The sequence below is a fragment of the Comamonas sp. HJ-2 genome, from assembly GCF_053615495.1.
On the sequence record NZ_JBSIFD010000025.1, the window covers coordinates 1 to 17,071 of the forward strand.

20 protein-coding genes are annotated in these 17,071 nt (G+C 60.5%); 9 read left to right on the forward strand and 11 right to left on the reverse strand.

Annotated features, from left to right (window positions below; all coding sequences use genetic code 11):
• Positions 1-163: 163 nt before the first annotated feature.
• Positions 164-376 (reverse strand): hypothetical protein, encoded by a 213-nt coding sequence (locus ACWGXF_RS19215; protein WP_256628486.1) that lies wholly within the window; start codon positions 374-376, stop codon positions 164-166.
• Positions 377-614: 238 nt separating this feature from the next.
• On the opposite strand from ACWGXF_RS19215, the gene ACWGXF_RS19220 reads away from it, so the two are divergent.
• Together ACWGXF_RS19220 and cutA are read left to right on the forward strand one after the other, a co-directional pair.
• Positions 615-1,619: a 2-dehydropantoate 2-reductase gene (locus tag ACWGXF_RS19220; RefSeq protein WP_256628485.1), complete on the forward strand. Its 1,005-nt coding sequence runs from the start codon at positions 615-617 to the stop codon at positions 1,617-1,619.
• A 42-nt stretch (positions 1,620-1,661) separates the two neighbouring features.
• Entirely contained in the window at positions 1,662-2,036 is a 375-nt protein-coding gene (gene cutA / locus ACWGXF_RS19225) for a divalent-cation tolerance protein CutA (RefSeq protein WP_039049678.1), read from the forward strand.
• Between the two features lie 107 nt (positions 2,037-2,143).
• Here cutA and ftsY read toward each other — a convergent pair whose 3' ends face one another.
• The gene (gene ftsY, locus ACWGXF_RS19230; RefSeq protein WP_012839659.1) at positions 2,144-3,301 is read right to left on the reverse strand and encodes a signal recognition particle-docking protein FtsY; all 1,158 of its coding nucleotides are present in this window, start codon (positions 3,299-3,301) and stop codon (positions 2,144-2,146) included.
• A 64-nt stretch (positions 3,302-3,365) separates the two neighbouring features.
• On the opposite strand from ftsY, the gene ACWGXF_RS19235 reads away from it, so the two are divergent.
• The 4 genes from ACWGXF_RS19235 to coaD all read left to right on the forward strand — a co-directional run bounded on the left by ACWGXF_RS19235 (position 3,366) and on the right by coaD (position 7,531).
• Complete coding sequence (locus ACWGXF_RS19235) at positions 3,366-4,799, forward strand: M16 family metallopeptidase (protein WP_256631276.1); 1,434 nt, start codon at positions 3,366-3,368, stop codon at positions 4,797-4,799.
• Positions 4,800-4,816: 17 nt separating this feature from the next.
• Positions 4,817-6,169, forward strand: a complete 1,353-nt coding sequence (locus ACWGXF_RS19240; RefSeq protein ID WP_087863501.1) for a M16 family metallopeptidase — start codon at positions 4,817-4,819, stop codon at positions 6,167-6,169.
• A complete protein-coding gene (gene rsmD / locus ACWGXF_RS19245; protein ID WP_003066710.1) occupies positions 6,166-6,876 on the forward strand; it encodes a 16S rRNA (guanine(966)-N(2))-methyltransferase RsmD in 711 nt (236 codons plus the stop codon). The genes ACWGXF_RS19240 and rsmD overlap by 4 nt, the downstream gene beginning before the upstream one ends.
• Before the next feature lie 160 nt (positions 6,877-7,036).
• Positions 7,037-7,531, forward strand: coding sequence for a pantetheine-phosphate adenylyltransferase (gene coaD / locus ACWGXF_RS19250; RefSeq protein WP_003066712.1), 495 nt, complete (start codon positions 7,037-7,039; stop codon positions 7,529-7,531).
• Positions 7,532-7,535: 4 nt separating this feature from the next.
• Here coaD and ACWGXF_RS19255 read toward each other — a convergent pair whose 3' ends face one another.
• The 5 genes from ACWGXF_RS19255 to ACWGXF_RS19275 form a co-directional block, all read right to left on the reverse strand.
• Positions 7,536-8,591 (reverse strand): zinc-binding metallopeptidase family protein, encoded by a 1,056-nt coding sequence (locus tag ACWGXF_RS19255; protein WP_256628484.1) that lies wholly within the window; start codon positions 8,589-8,591, stop codon positions 7,536-7,538.
• A 112-nt stretch (positions 8,592-8,703) separates the two neighbouring features.
• A complete protein-coding gene (locus ACWGXF_RS19260; RefSeq protein WP_003066716.1) occupies positions 8,704-9,024 on the reverse strand; it encodes a BON domain-containing protein in 321 nt (106 codons plus the stop codon).
• A 69-nt stretch (positions 9,025-9,093) separates the two neighbouring features.
• Complete coding sequence (locus ACWGXF_RS19265; protein ID WP_256628483.1) at positions 9,094-9,636, reverse strand: hypothetical protein; 543 nt, start codon at positions 9,634-9,636, stop codon at positions 9,094-9,096.
• A gap of 161 nt (positions 9,637-9,797) precedes the next feature.
• On the reverse strand, positions 9,798-9,959 hold the full coding sequence (locus ACWGXF_RS19270) for a DUF1328 domain-containing protein (RefSeq protein ID WP_003051882.1): 162 nt from the start codon (positions 9,957-9,959) through the stop codon (positions 9,798-9,800).
• A 158-nt stretch (positions 9,960-10,117) separates the two neighbouring features.
• Positions 10,118-11,467: a sensor histidine kinase gene (locus ACWGXF_RS19275; protein ID WP_003066721.1), complete on the reverse strand. Its 1,350-nt coding sequence runs from the start codon at positions 11,465-11,467 to the stop codon at positions 10,118-10,120.
• Positions 11,468-11,600: 133 nt separating this feature from the next.
• Between ACWGXF_RS19275 and ACWGXF_RS19280 the strand changes: the two genes are divergently transcribed.
• The gene (locus ACWGXF_RS19280) at positions 11,601-12,233 is read left to right on the forward strand and encodes a response regulator (RefSeq protein ID WP_003051886.1); all 633 of its coding nucleotides are present in this window, start codon (positions 11,601-11,603) and stop codon (positions 12,231-12,233) included.
• A 57-nt stretch (positions 12,234-12,290) separates the two neighbouring features.
• On the opposite strand, the gene ACWGXF_RS19285 is transcribed toward ACWGXF_RS19280, so the two are convergent.
• From ACWGXF_RS19285 to gpmA, 4 genes are all read right to left on the reverse strand, one after another.
• On the reverse strand, positions 12,291-12,671 hold the full coding sequence (locus tag ACWGXF_RS19285; RefSeq protein ID WP_003066723.1) for a response regulator: 381 nt from the start codon (positions 12,669-12,671) through the stop codon (positions 12,291-12,293).
• 106 nt (positions 12,672-12,777) lie between these two features.
• Positions 12,778-13,545, reverse strand: a complete 768-nt coding sequence (locus ACWGXF_RS19290; RefSeq protein WP_039049682.1) for a HesA/MoeB/ThiF family protein — start codon at positions 13,543-13,545, stop codon at positions 12,778-12,780.
• A gap of 75 nt (positions 13,546-13,620) precedes the next feature.
• Entirely contained in the window at positions 13,621-15,132 is a 1,512-nt protein-coding gene (locus ACWGXF_RS19295) for a S41 family peptidase (protein ID WP_003066730.1), read from the reverse strand.
• 131 nt (positions 15,133-15,263) lie between these two features.
• Positions 15,264-16,007 (reverse strand): 2,3-diphosphoglycerate-dependent phosphoglycerate mutase, encoded by a 744-nt coding sequence (gpmA, locus tag ACWGXF_RS19300; RefSeq protein ID WP_003066733.1) that lies wholly within the window; start codon positions 16,005-16,007, stop codon positions 15,264-15,266.
• A gap of 285 nt (positions 16,008-16,292) precedes the next feature.
• On the opposite strand from gpmA, the gene ACWGXF_RS19305 reads away from it, so the two are divergent.
• Both ACWGXF_RS19305 and grxC read left to right on the forward strand, forming a co-directional pair.
• Positions 16,293-16,700: a rhodanese-like domain-containing protein gene (locus ACWGXF_RS19305; RefSeq protein ID WP_003066735.1), complete on the forward strand. Its 408-nt coding sequence runs from the start codon at positions 16,293-16,295 to the stop codon at positions 16,698-16,700.
• Positions 16,701-16,773: 73 nt separating this feature from the next.
• Entirely contained in the window at positions 16,774-17,031 is a 258-nt protein-coding gene (gene grxC / locus ACWGXF_RS19310) for a glutaredoxin 3 (protein ID WP_003066738.1), read from the forward strand.
• The last annotated feature ends 40 nt before the right edge of the window (positions 17,032-17,071 follow it).

The following is a 17,071-nucleotide window of genomic DNA, read 5'->3' on the forward strand; positions in this document are numbered from 1 at the left end:
TCAAGCTACGGCCCGCGCGAGCAGGGCCGCTATGCCCAGGAGTTCTACACCACGGTGAAGACGGCCTATACGCTGGCTTGATGCGCTGGCCTGAGCGAGATCGTTGATTGTTGCTTCTCTTTTGCCGGGCCTTGGGCCCGGCTTTTTCATGGCGCGGTGGCGATCAGCCCAGCAGCGCTGCCTTGATGGTCTTGACACCGTCGGCGTTGTCCCAGACCCCTTCTTCCAGCGCGTCATGAATGCTCTTGTCCAGCGCGGCAGCCAGTTGCTCGCGTGTCTGGGCAGCCTGGGGGCTGGCGTCCAGCACGATGCGCAAGGCAGTGGCCAGTGCCGTGATCTGGGCTGTGAGATTGACGACGGTGGTGTTGGAGCTCATGAGTCGGTCCTTGAAAATGCGATGAACAGGGCAGCTGGCATGGCGCGCAGTGCGGAGTGCCCAGCTGTCAACGGCCTTCAGTGTCGCGCGGGTCGATACTGCTGTTAACGTATCAACAATGAGCAGCGGCCGCGAAGATCTCGCCTGGTTTCAAGGGTGGATAGTCTTCAGATGCTTTACGGTAAAGCACCGGCAGCTACTGTTTTTGAGAGTTCTATAAGACAGGAGAGACAAGAGCATGAGTCTGAAGAGAGTCTGTATCTATGGTGCCGGAGCCATTGGCGGTTGGCTTGGCGTGGCGCTGGCCAAGGCCGGCTGCGAGCTGAGCGCCGTGGCGCGGGGCCAGACGCTGGCTGCGCTGCAGCACAACGGCCTGACGCTGGTGCATGGCGAGGAGCGTGAGACCGTGGCCGTCAATGCGCAGCAGGACCCGGCTGAGCTGGGCGTGCAGGATGTGGTGGTGATTGCCGTCAAGGCGCCGTCCATGCCCGATGTGGCGCGTGCCGTCGCACCGCTGATCGGCCCGCAGACCCTGGTGCTGACCGCCATGAACGGCGTGCCCTGGTGGTTTCTGGCCGGTGGCGTGGATGCCAGCCTGCGCGGCCTGCAGCTCAGGACAGTGGATCCGCAGGGCGAGATTGCGCGCGCCATTCCCACCGAGCAGGTGCTCGGGTCGGTGGTGCATGCCAGCTGCTCCCTTGACGCTCCCGGCGTGGTGCGCCGGCATTTCGGCAACAGCCTCATCGTCGGCGAGCCCACGGCCCAGTCCGGCGATGCGCCCACGCCGCGCCTGCTGGCGCTGGCCGAGCTGCTGCGTGCGGGTGGTCTCGAGGTCAGGCTCAGCGACAACATCCAGCGCGACGCCTGGTACAAGCTCTGGGGCAATATGACCATGAACCCCGTCAGTGCGATCACGGGCGCGACCACGGACAGGATTCTGGGCGATGAGCTGGTGCGCAACTTCATCACGGCCGTGATGCTGGAAGCCCGCGAAATCGGCGCGCGCATCGGCCTGCCGATTGCCGACAGTCCGCAGGACCGCCATCAGGTCACGCTCAAGCTGGGCGGCTTCAAGACCTCCATGCTCCAGGATGTGGAAGCCGGCAAGCCGGTGGAGCTGGATGCCCTGGTGGGCGCGGTGCGCGAGATGGGCGCCATGTGTGGCATGAGCACGCCGTTCACCGATGCGCTGCTGGGACTGACGCGGCTGCGCGCGCAGCAGCTGGGTCTGTATCCGGTGTAAGGCGGTGGCGGGCAGGACGCTCTTGGGCCTAGACTAGATGGCATGAGCACCACATCTACCCAGACCGCCACTCTCAAGTCCGCATCCGCGCAGGACAGCCATTGGGCCACGCTGTGCGTGGTGACGACGACCGTTGGGCATTCGGCCGAGGCCGAGGACATGGCGCGGGCGCTGGTCTCGGCCAAGGCTGCGGCCTGCGTGCAGACCGAGCGCATCACCTCGTATTACGAGTGGGACGGCGTGCTGCAGACCGCTCCCGAATGGCGTTTGATCTGCAAGACCCTGCCCGAGGCCCTGCCGCGGCTGACGCAGCTGCTGCGCAGCCATCACAGCTATGAAGTGCCCCAGATCACCATGCGCACCGAGCGCTGCCTCAACGACTATGCCAAATGGCTCAAGCAGCAGGTGCAGCTCTGAAGCCTGAATAAAAAAGGAGCGCCTTGCGCGCTCCTTCATTAGGTTTCAGTACTTAATCTATCTGAAAACTTGATAGATAAAGCGCTGGCAGCTATGGTTTTTGTGCTTCAGGACAGCAAGGCCTGGGCGAACTCGCGTGCGCTAAAGGTTTCCAGATCCTCGATCTTCTCGCCCACGCCGATGAAGTAGACAGGCACGGGGCGCTCCTGCGCAATCGCGGCCAGCACGCCGCCCTTGGCCGTGCCGTCGAGCTTGGTGACGATCAGGCCCGTGAGCTGCAGCGCGTCATCGAAGGCGCGCACCTGGGTCAGCGCGTTCTGGCCGGTGTTGCCGTCAATCACCAGCAGCACCTCATGGGGCGCCGTGCCGTCGGCCTTGCTCACCACGCGCTTGATCTTCTTGAGCTCTTCCATCAGATGCAGCTGCGTGGGCAGGCGTCCGGCCGTATCGACCAGCACCACATCCTTTTTGCGTGCCTTGCCGGCGGAGACGGCATCGAAGCTCACGGCGGCAGGGTCGCCACCGTCCTGGCTGATGATCTCCACGGTGTTGCGATTGGCCCAGACGCCCAGCTGCTCGCGCGCGGCGGCGCGGAAGGTGTCGGCGGCGGCCAGCAGCACGGACTGCTCGCCGTCGGCCAGATGCTTGGTCAGCTTGCCGATGGAGGTGGTCTTGCCCGCACCGTTGACGCCGGCCACCATGATGACGGTCGGTGTGTGCTCGCCGATGGTCAGCGGCTTTTCCAGGGGCCTCAGCAAATCGGTCAGCGCATCAGCCAGCAGCGCCTTGACGGCGGCAGGCTCGGTGGTCTTGGTTTCCTTGACGCGGCGCTTCAGGTCTTCCAGCAGATGCTGGGTGGCCTTGACGCCGGTGTCGGCCATTAGCAGCGCGTCTTCCAGCTCTTCATAGAGCCGGTCGTCGATCTGCGTGCCGGTAAAGACGGTGGCGATGCTGGAGCCGGTCTTGCGCAGACCGGCTTTCAGCCGTTCCATCCAGTTTTGACGGGAATTTGGGGCTTGCGGCTTTGCGGTAGGCTCGGGGGCTGCTACAAAATCCTGAGTGGCAGGCTGATCTTCGGCGGCCTTGGCCGTCGCGCCGCCACCAAAGGGCTTGCGCCACCAGGAGCTGCTGCCGTTTTCGGCAGGCGTATCCTGTGGAGCTGGCCCGGTTTGCGGGGCAGGAGCGGGCGCCGCGGCTGCCTCGGCAGCGGGCGTGGTGTTCACTGCATCGGGTGAACTGGGCTTTTTCTTGAAAAAACTGAACATTGGCGGGTTTTTAGAATCGCATCATTCTATGAAACATGTACGCGCACTCCCTGTACTGGGCTTAATGGCCTGTTTGAGCGCTGGGGCAGCCTTGGCTGCGCCGGGCGCATCGTCGCAACCTGTGCCTGCTGCCGCCACGGCGGCCGCGCCGCAAGTGCAGCAGTTCACACTGAAGAACGGCATGCAGCTGATCGTGCAGCCCGACCGGCGCGCGCCCACGGCCGTGCACATGGTCTGGGTACGCGTAGGCTCCATGGACGAGGTCGACGGCACCACGGGCGTGGCCCATGCGCTGGAGCACATGATGTTCAAGGGCTCCAAAAGCGTCAAGCCCGGAGACTTCTCGCGTCGCGTGGCGGCGCTGGGCGGCCAGGAAAACGCATTCACCTGGCGTGACTACACGGGCTACTACCAGCAGATTCCGTCCAGCCGTCTGGAAGACGTGATGAAGCTGGAATCCGACCGTTTTGCCAACAACCAGTGGCCGGACTCCGAATTCAAGAAGGAAATCGAGGTCATCAAGGAAGAGCGCCGCATGCGCACCGACGACCAGCCGCGCGCCATGCTGATGGAGCAGCTGATGGCGGCCACCTTCATGGCCTCGCCCTATCGCCGCCCCGTGGTGGGCTGGATGAGCGATCTGAACTCCATGACGCCCGGCGATGTGCGCGATTTCCACAAGCGCTGGTATGTGCCTGCCAACGCCGCCGTGGTCGTGGTGGGGGACGTGAACGTCAACCAGGTACGTGCCTGGGCCGAGCAGTATTACGGCAGCATTCCCGCGCGTGCCCTGCCGCAGCGCAAGCCGCAGACCGAACCCAGGCAGATCGGCGTGCGTCGCATCGAGGTCAAGCAGCCTGCCGAGCAGGCCTTTATCGCCATGGCCTATCGCACGCCCACCCTGAAGAGCGTGGACAAGCTGCAGGCCGACGACAAGGATGCGCTGGCGCTGCTGGTGCTGTCCGCGGTGCTCGACGGTTATGACGGCGCCCGTCTGGAACGCGCCCTGGTGCAGGGCGAAGGCCAGGCCAACGGTCGTGTGGCCGATAGCGCCGGCAGCTCGGCCAGCATTTTGGGGCGCGGGCCCAGCCTGTTCATGCTGACCGGCGTTCCGGCCCAGGGCAAGACCGTGGCCGATGTGGAGGCTGCGCTGCGTGCCCAGATCAAGAAGGTGGCTGATGAGGGCGTGCAGGCCGATGAACTGGAGCGCGTCAAGACGCAGTGGATGGCCTCCAACGTCTATGAGCGTGATTCCGTCATGGGCCAGGCCCAGAACCTGGGCAATTACTGGATTCAGAACATGCCGCTGGATGCCGAGGACAAGCTGCTGGCCGAACTGCGCAAAGTCACCTCTGACGATGTGAAGGCCGTGGCCGTCAAATATTTTGGCGACGACCAGCTCACTGTCGGCACCCTGGTGCCTCAGCCTCTGCCGGCGGGTAGCAAGCCCCAGCGTCCCATGTCGGGCAAGGCGGATGCAGATAAATCCATGCACTGAGCGCAGCGGAGAAACCTATGAAAACTATGAAAAAGATAGCTGCTGGCGCCTTTGTAGTAAGCGCTGGAATGGGTTTTTTAACCCAATCTGCCTGGGCCTTGCTGCCGATAGAGCATTGGACCCAGCCCAGTGGCGCCCAGGTCTGGCTGGTACAAAGTCCCGGCATTCCCATGGTGGATGTGCAGGTGGACTTCGACGCCGGCAGCCGCCGTGATCCCGAGGACAAGGTAGGTCTGGCGACAGCCGTGGCCATGATGTCCTCCAAGGGCATCAAGGCGGCAGGCGATGCGCCTGCGCTGGATGAAAATGGCCTGGGTCAGGCCTGGGCCGACCTGGGCGCCAGTTTTGGCGCCAGTGCGGGGCGTGACAGCTTCAGCTACGGCCTGCGCACTCTTACCGTGCCCGATCTGCAGCAAAAGGCCGTGGCCCTGGCGGCGCGCCAGATCGCCTCGCCAAGCTGGCCCGATGCCGTGTGGCAGCGTGACCGCGAGCGCTGGAGTGCCTCCATCAAGGAAGCCGACACCCGTCCCGGCACCGTGGCCTCCAAGGCATTCCGCAAGGCCGTGTTCGGCAGCTCGCCCTATGGCTATCAGACCACGGTCGACAGCCTGGGCCGGATCGATGTTTCGGCCATGCAGGACTTTCACCGCAAGCTGATTGCCGCCTGCCGTGCCAAGGTCAGCGTGGTGGGCGCGGTCAATCGCCAGCAGGCCGATGCCATGGTCAAGCAGTTGTTGGGGCCGCTGCAGGCCACCAATGGCAACGACTGCCCGCCGCTGCCTGCCGTGGCCAAGGTGCAGGACCTGCAGCAAGCCAAGGTCGAGAACATTCCGTTCGAGTCGGCACAGGCCCAGGTGCTGATCGGCCAGCCCGGCATTGCGCGCAACAACCCCGATTTTCTCGCCGTGATGGTGGGCAACCATATTCTGGGCGGCGGCGGCTTCACCTCGCGGCTGATGGAAGAGGTGCGTGAAAAGCGGGGCCTGACCTATGGCGTCTCCAGCGACTTCTCGCCGGGCCTGGATCGTGGCGCCTTCATCATCGGCCTGCAGACCCGGCCCGATCAGGCGGCCGAGGCACTCAAGGTCTCGCAGGACGTGTTGCGCAAATTCATAGCCGAAGGTCCTAGCGACAAGGAACTCAAGGCGGCCAAGGACAATCTGATAGGCGGCTTCGCCCTGCGCATAGACAGCAATCGCAAGCTGCTGGGCAATGTGGCCAATATTGCCTGGAATGGCCTGCCGCTCGATTATCTGGAGCACTGGACCGATCGCGTTCAGGCTCTGACCACCAAGGACGTGAAGGAGGCGATGCAGCGCATGGTCCAGCCCGAGCGCATGGTCACCATCACTCTCGGAGCCAAGCCATGAGCCGCAGCGCCATCAAGCTACACACCCCGGCAGGCCGCAAGGCGCTGGACAAGATGATTCACGAGTCCGAGCGCAAGGCGCAGGAGCTGGCGGCCAGCCGTCCGGCCCGCCCCGGAGCCAAGGCTGCCCAGCCCGCTGCAGCCAAGCCGGCCGCCACGGGGGCTGGTGAAATCCGCATCATCGGCGGGCAATGGCGTCGCACGCGCCTGGTCGTGGCGCAAAAGCCCGGTCTGCGGCCCACGCCCGATCGTGTGCGCGAGACCCTGTTCAACTGGCTGGGCCAGGACTTGAGCAACTGGAAATGCGTCGATGCCTTCTCGGGCACCGGGGCACTGGGTTTCGAAGCCGCATCGCGCGGCGCGACCAGCGTCATCATGAACGAGCAGGATGCCGCCCTGGTGCAGCAGCTGCAGCGTCTGCAGCAAAAGCTCGATGCCAGGATGGTCAAGGTGCAGCGCGGCGATGCGCTGAGCTGCCTGAAGACCGTGGCGGGCCAGGATCTGATTTTGCTGGACCCGCCATTCGGCCAGACCGAGCTGTTCGAGCCCGCGCTCAAGGCGGCCATCGCGGCCTTGAACGACGGCGGTTTCATTTACCTGGAAGCTCCCGAAGCCTGGGCCGAAGAGCGCCTGCTGGAAATGGGACTGGAGCTGCATCGCTATCTGAAGGCCGGCGCCGTCCATGCGCATCTGCTGAAGAAGCAGTAGACCTTTGCTATTGAACCGGGAGCTGCAGGCGCTTTGAGCAGATGCGTCAGCAGCTCTTTTTTGTATGGGGCAGCGCTGTGCAGGCCTGAATGCATAATCTCTTTACGCTGCACTGCAGCAGCCCTCACCCTCATCAAGACCCGCAGGAGAGAGATAAGCCATGAGCCAGGACCTGATTGCTGTTTACCCCGGAACCTTTGACCCGATCACCCTGGGGCATGAAGATGTGGTGCGCCGGGCTGCACAGCTGTTTGGCAAGGTCATCGTGGCCGTGGCGGCAGGCCATCACAAAAAGACGCTGTTTTCGCTGGAGGAGCGCATTGCCATGGTGCGCGAGTCCTGTGCCAATTATCCTCAGGTGGAGGTGGAGAGCTTTGACGGGCTGCTCGCGCATTTTGTGCTCGCGCGCGGCGCCAAGGCCATGGTGCGCGGCCTGCGTGCGGTGACGGACTTCGACTATGAGTTCCAGCTTGCCGGCATGAACCGCACGCTGATGCCCGAGGTGGAAACCGTGTTCCTCACGCCCAGCGATCGCTATCAGTTCATCAGCTCCACCTTTGTGCGCGAGATTGCCACGCTCAATGGCGATGTGGACAAGTTTGTCTCCAAGGGCGTGCATGAGCGCCTGATGCTCAAGGTCGGCCGCAAGGCCTGAGCTTTCAGCCTCCCTGGCTAGTCGCCCTGCTGCGATAGCTGCTGATGGTCTCGTGGACAAAGCGCAGCTTGTCCCAGGCCGGGCCGGAAATGGCAAACGGATAGGCATCGCCATGGCCGAGGCTGCGATTCAGGCTGTTGTGCAGCAGGGTCAGCGGCACCCACTGGGACTGCATCACCGAAAAATCGGGCGGCACCGGCCCCAGCGGGTTTTGAATGAGTTGCTGGCCCGTGCTGGGTATGTCCGGCACGGTAATGCAGGTGCCGTAGCTGGCAGCGGTCTCCAGCAAGTCCACCATGTGCAGATAGTGAGCCCAGGTTTCGGCCCAGTCCTCCCAGGGGTGTGAGGTGGCATAGGCGCTGATGAACTGACCGCGCCAGCTGTTGTCCAGAGGGTCCTTGCCATAATGGCGCTGCAGGGCCTGGGCATAGTCCTGATTCTCATAGCCAAACAATGCCCTGAAGCGCTCCAGATGCTCGCTGTTGGCTATCAGCTGATCCCAGTAGAAATGTCCCGATTCGTGACGCAGATGTCCTATCAGCGTGCGATAGGGCTCGTGCAAGGCCTGGCGGCGTTTGGCACGTTCGTCGTCGTCCGCCTCGACCACGTTGAGCGTGATCATGCCGCTGGCGTGGCCGGTCATGACGGGATTCTGGCCGGGCAGGTCTGCGAGCAGGGAAAAGCGCGGCTCGGCCACGCGGTGCCCATGAGGGTCCAGCAGGCCCAGCCTGGCCAGGGTGTAGAACAGCCTGCGCTTGGCGACCTCGATCTTGGCCCAGCGCAGCTCATTGGCGGGATCGCTGCCGTCCGGCAGCCATTCGGTCTGTCGGCAGGAAACGCAAAGCGGCTGCGGGTCTGAGGCCTCGATCGCAAAATTGCACAGGCTGATGTTGTGGCGGTGGGCGCAGGCGCGGTAGCGTGTGTCGGGGCCCCCGGCCGGGGGCAGAATGCCGACGCGCAACTGGTCGGGCAGAAAGGCCTGGCTTGCTCCGCAATGCACGCATTGCAGGCTTTCAAAATAGATCAGGTGGCCGCAGGCCTCGCAGTTGAAAACTTGCATGCGGACACTTTAATGGCGAAGTCAGCGACCCGGTTGTAGGAAAAAACAAAGCCAGCTCAAAAGCTGGCTTTGGGGCTGGAAGTGCAGCAGGGCTTTGCTTCATGCGGGCAGATCAGGGTCTGACCACGATGCTGTTGCGCACTTCGCGCACATGCTTGGTCGTGCGGGCAATTTCGCCGGCACGGGCCTTTTCTGCTTCGGATTTGGCAAAGCCCGACAGCTGCACGGTGCCGTTCATGGTTTCCACGCTGATGGCGGTTGCAGAGACATTCTTGTCTTCGGCCATCTTGGCCTTCACCGCAGTGGTGATGCCGGCGTCGTCCACATAGGAGCCCACAGTCTGCTGGTCACGAGCCACCGAGCAGGCCGTGGTTGCCAGCACGGTCGTTGCGGCGACCAGACTGAAAGCCAAAGCGCGAGTCAGATTCTTCATATGGTTCTCCCTTGGTTTTGAAAAGGCGCAAAGAACGCTTGCGAAAAACGGCTCAGAGTGAATTCCTGTTCACTTCCTGCGCGAGCGGCCCAGAAAGAAGGCCGTCGCCAGAGCTGCCCCGGTCGCCGCGGCGATCAGCACGGAGCGCCCAGGTTGTTCGGACACATACTTGGTGGTCGCATCCGCTGCGGTGTTGAACTGACGGCGTGCGCGGTGCGAGCTGTCGGCCCAGAAGTTGATACTGCGCTCGGCCAGATCCTGAGCGCGGTTGGCAAGGTTGTCGATCAGCGGGTTTTCGCTGTCGTCGATATTGCGCATATGACGCCCCGTGGAGTCGATGGCCTCGGAGGCTGTGCGCCGTGCGCGGCGTGCGGCGTCATGAACCTTGTCGGCGACGTCCTCTGCCACATCCTGAGCCTCATTCACCATTTTCTGGGCGGCCTGCTTGCCGGAGTCCGCTGCATCTTCAGCGACATCGGCTACCTTGTGGGCCACATTCTGGGCGGATTGGGCAGCATGCTTTGCCGAGTCCTTGGCATCGGCAGCCAGCTCCTTGGCAGCGTCCTTGAGATCTTCAACCGTGTCCTTGGCGTCTTTTACGGCTTGGCTCATTGTTTGGAACTCCCTGAAATCTAGAAATTATCGTGACAGCGTGAAGTAACGCCAGTCTTCGTAACCCGGCCTATCGGAGGCAGAAGCTGAGAGCGATCATGGCGAATACTGGTGGTTTGTGCAATGTGCAGGAACAAAGTTCTACACATTTGGCGCCAGTGCTATTTCTTCACGAGGCCCATCAGGAAGGTGATGACGGCCATGACCAGAAACACGAAAAACAGAATCTTGGCGATACCTACGGCGCTGGCCGCGATGCCGCCGAAGCCGAACACTGCAGCGATCAAGGCAATCACCAGAAAGACAATGGCGTAGTGCAACATGGTTTTCTCCTATCGAATGCAGGCCGACAGGCATTGCCGTGCGGCCATGTATTGAATGTAGAGAACTGAGCAGCCCAAGCTTGACGGTGAGCTTCTGTCACCAGGGTCGGGGTATTTAGGGACAGTCATGTAGGACTGCGTTGACATGTGCGCCCAGTTCAGGTGCTTGCCATTGTCAAAGGAATGACTGCCGAGATCGTGGTTCCCTTGCCGAGCTGGGATGCCACGGTAAGCCTGCCGCCGACAGCTTCAACACGGTGTTTCATGCCTGCCAGTCCATGGGAGTTGGGGCGCATGCTGGCCGTCTCGAAGCCTTGGCCATCGTCCTGGATCTGCACGGCCACATAGGTGGGATAGTTGTGCACCGTGACGATGACATGGCTGGCCCTGGCGTATTTCCCGATGTTGGTGAGCGACTCCTGTACGACGCGATAGACCGTCAGCTGCGTGGATTCAGGCAGGTCCACTTGCTCCAGGCTGCATTCCACCTCGATGTTGCTGCGTTCACCGAATTCCCGGGTCAGGATTTCCAGCGCGGTGGTCAGGCCCAGGTTGGAGAGAGAAGAGGGGCGGAGGTCTTCAATGATGCGGCGTTTGAGTGCAATCCCGCTGTTGAGCGTCTCGATCAGATGGGTGATGCGTTCGGAGACGTCGGGTGTCGAGGTGTCGATCTTGGACTTGAGGCGCGCAACGTCCAGTTTCGCGGCGGTCAGCAGCGAGCCCAGTTCATCGTGCAACTCGCGTGCCAAGTGCGCTCGCTCATCCTCGCGTACCTGCTGCAAATGGGTTGCCAGCTCGGTGAGGGCCGCTGTGCGGTCGCGAACGACTTCCTCCAGACGATTGCGTTCATCGCGCTGAATCTCCTGCTCGCGCTGATGTGAGTGCTGCAACGCATTGGCCTGTCGCAGATACATGAAGAAGCCCAGAATCCCCAGAGCGGTCACTGTCGCAATTCCCAGGCGTGACAGACCCAGCGTTTGTTCGATATCCGCGAGATTGGACTTGACGCGCTGATCGATGCTGTCCATCAGGGTTTTGATATGGCCCCGTATGGCATCCATGTTTTCCATGCCTACGTCGGTAAACATCACAAAGCGCCACGCTTCATCGTTGCCCTGGCGATAAAGGCGCAGGCTCAGCTCCATTTCGCTGGTCTTGCGCTCGACCTGGCGGGCCAGCGGAGTAAAGGTTGCCAGCTCCTTGGGGTCCATGATGAAGATGCCGCGCAGGTCATCCATGCTGCTGCTGATCGCGGCGGAGGCAGAGTTATAGGGCTCGAGATAGCGCTCCTCTCCTGTCAGCAGGTAGCCGCGCAGGCCGGTTTCCGCATCCAGCATTTGCTGCATCAGCAAATTGAGCTTGGCTCTGGTGGCTTGCGTCTTGGTGAGCGTGTCCAGAGCCTGCAACGAGCGCTTATAGCCTGCTTCATTAATGCTTACCATTAAGACTGCCGCAATGACTGCGATCGTCAGGCTGACTGCAATTTTGCGGATATTGGTCCAACGCATCTACATCCTCTCACCTACAAGGCAATTACCTGATATTCTGCATAACCGTAGCGTCAACGACTGACATCATAGTGCGGGTCTTAAAATGTGATGCGCCCTGGAGATGAGCGCAGTTTCATGAAAAGAGGTGTTCATGATAAAAGTAGGCATAGTGGATGACCATGCGATTGTTCGCTCGGGATTACGCCAATTCCTGTCGGAACATGTAGACCTGAGGGTCGTGGGAGAAGCGGGCAATGGGCGGGAGGCCATTGACTTGGTTCGGGAGCATGAAATTGACGTGCTGTTGATGGACTTGTCCATGCCAGGGCAAAGCGGCATAGATGCCTTGGCAATGCTCAGAGCCAAAGCACCTGATATGGGCATCCTGATACTTAGTGGATACCCTGAGGAGCATTACGCAATCAACTTGATTCGTCAGGGGGCCAGCGGATATCTCAACAAGGAGTGCGATCCCCAGGATATTGCAGAGGCCATCCGCACCGTGGCTCTGGGAAGGCGTTACCTGACGCCGGCGGTGGCCGATCTCCTGGCCCAGCAACTCAACCGCAAGGATGATGTTCCGGCACACGAGCAATTGTCGGAGCGTGAGTTTCAGGTATTCCTGAAGCTTGCGCGCGGCGAGACTGCCGGAGACATTGCCAAATCGCTTTCGTTGAGCGTGAAAACAGTGAGTACTTACCGGACAAGGCTCATGGAAAAAATGGGCCTTTCCTCAAATAGCGATCTGACATACTATGCGTTGAAAAATCGATTGATCGATTAATGAAGACTCAAATAAAAAAGGCTTGAATATTCAAGCCTTTTTTATTTTGCGTTATTTTCAAGATTTACTGGTATTTAAATCAATACAGAAATCGATAAGCGCATCGATTTCGTTGGATTTGTCAAATACGGCATCTGCGCTGAGTTCAAGGCAGCGCTGTCGTATATCGGCGGTCGCGTAATTGCTCAACACGAGCAGCTTTTTCTGCGGTGGTCGATGTTGAAGGCTTGTGACGATGCCGAGACCGCTGCCCTCACGCAAGAACAGGTCCACGATGACCAGATCCCAGGCGTCAGGGTTGTGGCTGAGCCAGCGTACGGCATCGGCTTCGGTCTCTGCCACCCCCACCGCTTCCACATCGGCAAGCTCCGCCATCGTCGCAATCAGGTTGTCGCGAATCGTGGGATTGTCTTCAACAAAAAAGGTACGCAGTTTCACGACGGTAGCAAGCTGATGAGGTGGACGCCAAGGATCAAGCGGCGAGAGTCATTTCAATTCTCAATGTGGAAAATCAATTACGGCCCATGAAAAAATCATTGTATTGTCATTTTTTGTAATTTGTGTTTGGCGTTCCGCAGATATCACAGGTTTTAACCCTAGCAATTTTCATCCTACTCCACTCCATGGAGCGTGCATCAAGCATTTGAAGTTGTCCGACAGAAGATTGGCCAAAACCGACAATCAGCTTCAGTGCTTCCGCAGCTTGCTGGGTGCCGATCAGTCCAACCAGCGGAGCAAAGACGCCCATGGTTGAGCACTGAACCTCTTCAAATTCAGCCTCTGGCGGAAAGACGCATGCATAGCATGGGCTGTCGGGGTTGCGTGGATCAATGACCATCAGCTGGCCATCGACACGGATGGCAGCTCCTTCGACCAGGGGTACGCCGTGGCGTACGCAAGCCGCATTGATGGCCTGGCGGGTCTTGTAGTTGTCGGTGCAGTCGAGCACGATGCTTGCCTCGGGCAGCAGTTCATCGAGCAGGGTCTCGGTTGCACGCTGCTGGATGCAGCGAATCTCGATCCCGGGATTGATGGCATGTACGGCAGTGCGGATCGATTCCACCTTGGCCATGCCTATGCGCTCGGTCGTGTGGGCAATCTGGCGCTGCAGATTGGTCATGTCCACGACGTCGTTGTCGACGATGGTGATGCGCCCCACACCTGCCGAGCCCAGATAGAGTGCGGCAGGCGAGCCCAAGCCGCCGGCTCCAATGATCACTGCATGCGCCGCCAGAATGCGCTCCTGGCCTTCGATGCCGATCTCGTCGAGCATGATGTGACGGGAATAGCGTAGCAATTGATCGTCATTCATCGGTTTGCTTCCATGGTTCCAAGAAAAAAGCCGGGCAAGCCCGGCTGATTTTGAGCGGGTTCCATAACCCGGTGCTTATTTTTTGCTCTTGTCGGATTCGCCTTTTTCGGGCGCTTTCTTGTCAGCGGGCTTTTTGTCCGCGGCCGTCGCGTCTCCGGGCTTCTCTTCGATTTTGCGCTCCGTCAGGGTTTTGCTGACCTTGACAGCTTGGCCTTTGAGCTTGTTCAGTGCCTGTTGCAGCTGAAAGTCCTTTTCAGACCCGAATTCCGGCAGGCGGCGTTCGGCGGCTGGCTTCTTGGCTTCCTCTTCCAGGCGTTTGCGAGCTTCCTCGCGGGCCTTTTCAAGCGAATCGTTCTTGACCTCCGCACCCTGTCCGCTGGACAAATGCTTTTCAAGGTCTGCTTCACGCATGCTCAGTGCTGCAAACAAATCGCCGTCTGCAGTCTCGTCCACCATCACATCGGGCACGATGCCCTTGGCCTGAATGGATTTTCCGCTAGGCGTGTAGTAGCGCGCCGTCGTCAGCTTGAGAGCCGTATCGGGGCCCAGAGGGCGCACGGTTTGCACCGACCCCTTGCCAAAGGACTGGCTGCCCATGACGGTGGCGCGTTTGTGATCTTGCAGGGCTCCGGCCACGATTTCGCTGGCCGAGGCCGAGCCTTCATTGACCAGCACCACCAGAGGCAGCTTTTTCAGTGCTGCAGGCAGGCGTTGCAAGGGGTCGCCAAAACCGCGCTGGGCGTAGAACTCGGGCGAAGCCTTGTAGACGGCCTTGCTTTCGGCCAACTGGCCGTTGGTCGAAACCACGGGCACATCGGGTGGCAGGAAGGCCGCAGAGATGGCTACGGCAGCATCCAGCAAACCGCCTGGATCGTTGCGCAGGTCCAGCACCAGTCCCTTGAGATTGGGTTCCTGCTTGTAGATTTCCTCGACCTTGCGGACAAAGTCATCGACGGTGCGTTCCTGGAACTGGCTCAGGCGGATCCAGGCGTAGCCAGGCTCGATCACCTTGCCCTTGACCGATTGGGTCTTGATTTCTTCACGGGTGATGGTGACGGGGAAGCTGCGGCTTTCATCCTTTCGCAGGATGTTCAGGCGCACCTTGGTATTCGGTTCGCCACGCATGCGCTTGACAGCGTCATTGAGCGTCAGGCCCTTGACGGCAGTGTCGTCGATCTTGGTGATCAGGTCGCCGGTCTTGAGACCCGCGCGGAAAGCGGGCGAGCCTTCGATGGGGGAGACGATCTTGATCAGCCCGTCTTCCATGGTGATCTCGATGCCGACGCCAACGAACTTGCCGGAAGTGCCTTCCTTGAATTCTTTGTAGGTTTTCTTGTCGAAGTACTGGGAGTGAGGGTCCAGGCTGGAGACCATGCCGGAGATGGCGTCGGTGATCAGCTTCTTGTCGCTGACCTGCTCCACGTAATCGGTCTTGATCAGGCCGAAGACGGCCGACAACTGCTGGATTTCTTCAAGTGGCAGAGGCGTCACACCCCCGCGAGCCAGCGTCTGCAGGGATACGGTGGTCAACGCACCGGCGACCACGCCCACAGAGATCCAGCCTGCAATTTTGATTTTTTGACCCATAGCACCCCTTAAACCATTCGCAATATACACCTTGGACGGCGGAAGGCCCATGAGGTTCCAAGGCCTTTTGCCGTGTCAGTCCTGTTCAGACTGCGCAAGCGGTCTGAACAGGAACGGTGAAGAGGTCTCTCTCAGGCCTTGCCCTGGGCCGCAACTGCCGCTGCAGCCTTGGCTGCGGCTTCGGCGTCGCCCAGGTAGTAGTGGCGGATGGGCTTGAGGTCGGCGTCCAGCTCATAGACCAGAGGAATGCCGTTGGGCACGTTCACGCCCACGATCTGGTCGTCGGCGATGTTGTCCAGATACTTGATCAGGGCGCGGATGGAGTTGCCGTGTGCGGCCACAACCACCCGTTTTCCGGCCTTGATGGCGGGTGCGATGGACTCGTCCCAGAACGGCACAACGCGGGCCACCGTGTCCTTGAGGCACTCGGTCAGCGGGATCTGCTCGGGCTGCAGCTTGGCGTAGCGCACATCGCTGCGTTCGCTGCGGGGGTCGGTGGCTTCCAGGGCGGGAGGCGGCACGTCGTAGCTGCGGCGCCAGACCAGCACTTGCTCGTCGCCGTACTGCTTGGCCATATCGGCCTTGTTCAGACCTTGCAGACCGCCGTAGTGGCGTTCGTTGAGGCGCCAGCTATGCACCACGGGCAGCCAGGTGCGGTCCATTTCATCCTGCACATGCCACAGGGTACGGATGGCGCGCTTGAGCACGCTGGTATAGGCCACATCGAAGTCATAGCCTTCTGCCTTGAGCAGTTGGCCGGCCTTCTTGGCCTGTTCGACGCCGGTGGCAGTCAGATCCACATCGGTCCAGCCGGTGAAGCGGTTTTCAAGGTTCCAGGTGGATTCACCGTGGCGGATCAGAACGAGCTTGTACATGGATTCTCTCAAAGTAGCAAAGCAGTAATGACACAAAGTCAAAACCGTGCATTTTAGGGGCTGGCCTTTGTCCGGGCTTGAAGCAAGGTAAGCCGGTCGCACCCAGCGGTGGCCGCCAAGCTATTCCTGTTGGGCCCTTCGGGGATTGTGAAGAGCACTCACTTGGGGCCTAGGGCATGTGAACAGAGGGTTTTGGCTTGCGAGAACAGGGGCTGTGGCCCTCTGGCGTGATCCGCCGGCAAGCCTGCCTCTAAAATCGTTCGGTTTGCCATCCCAAGGAATGACGTGAAATTCATCATTGATAACTGGTATTTGATCCTGATTGCCGTGGCTTCGGGTGTGATGCTGCTGCTGCCCGCACTGCGCGGTGCCACAGGCGGCTCGCTGTCGGCAGCGGCTGCGGTGCACCTGATCAACCGCGAAAAAGCCGTGGTGCTGGACGTCTGCGAGCCCGAAGAGTTTGCCGCCGGCCATGTCAACGGAGCCAGGAACCTGCCGCTGAGCCAGTTGGAAGAAAAGCTGCCCACCACCGTCAAGAACAAGCAACTGCCCGTGGTGCTGGTGTGTGCATCGGGCGCCCGTGCCGTGCGTGCCGAGGCCGTGGCCAAGAAGCTGGGTTACGAAAAGGCCCAGGCGCTGGCTGGCGGCATGAAGGCCTGGCGCGATGCCGGCCTGCCGGTTGAAAAAGCCTGATTCGGCCGCAACTGAGAACTGTGACGACTGCAGCACAGCGTGCTGCATTGCAAAAACTACAAGGAAGTTGCTCATGCAAGCCGTGAAGATGTACACCACCGCCGTCTGCCCCTATTGCATTCGTGCCAAGCAGATTCTCAAGTCCAAGGGCGTGGATCAGATCGAGGAAGTGCGCATCGATTTCGATACCGCTGCCCGCGATCACATGATGCAGGTCACCGGCCGCCGCACCGTACCCCAGATCTTCATTGGCGATACCCATGTGGGCGGTTGCGACGATCTGATGGCGCTGGATGCCAAGGGCGGTCTGCTGCCCCTGCTGCAAAGCTGATTACATGCCGTGCCACTGCCGCCAAACGGCATGAATTTGC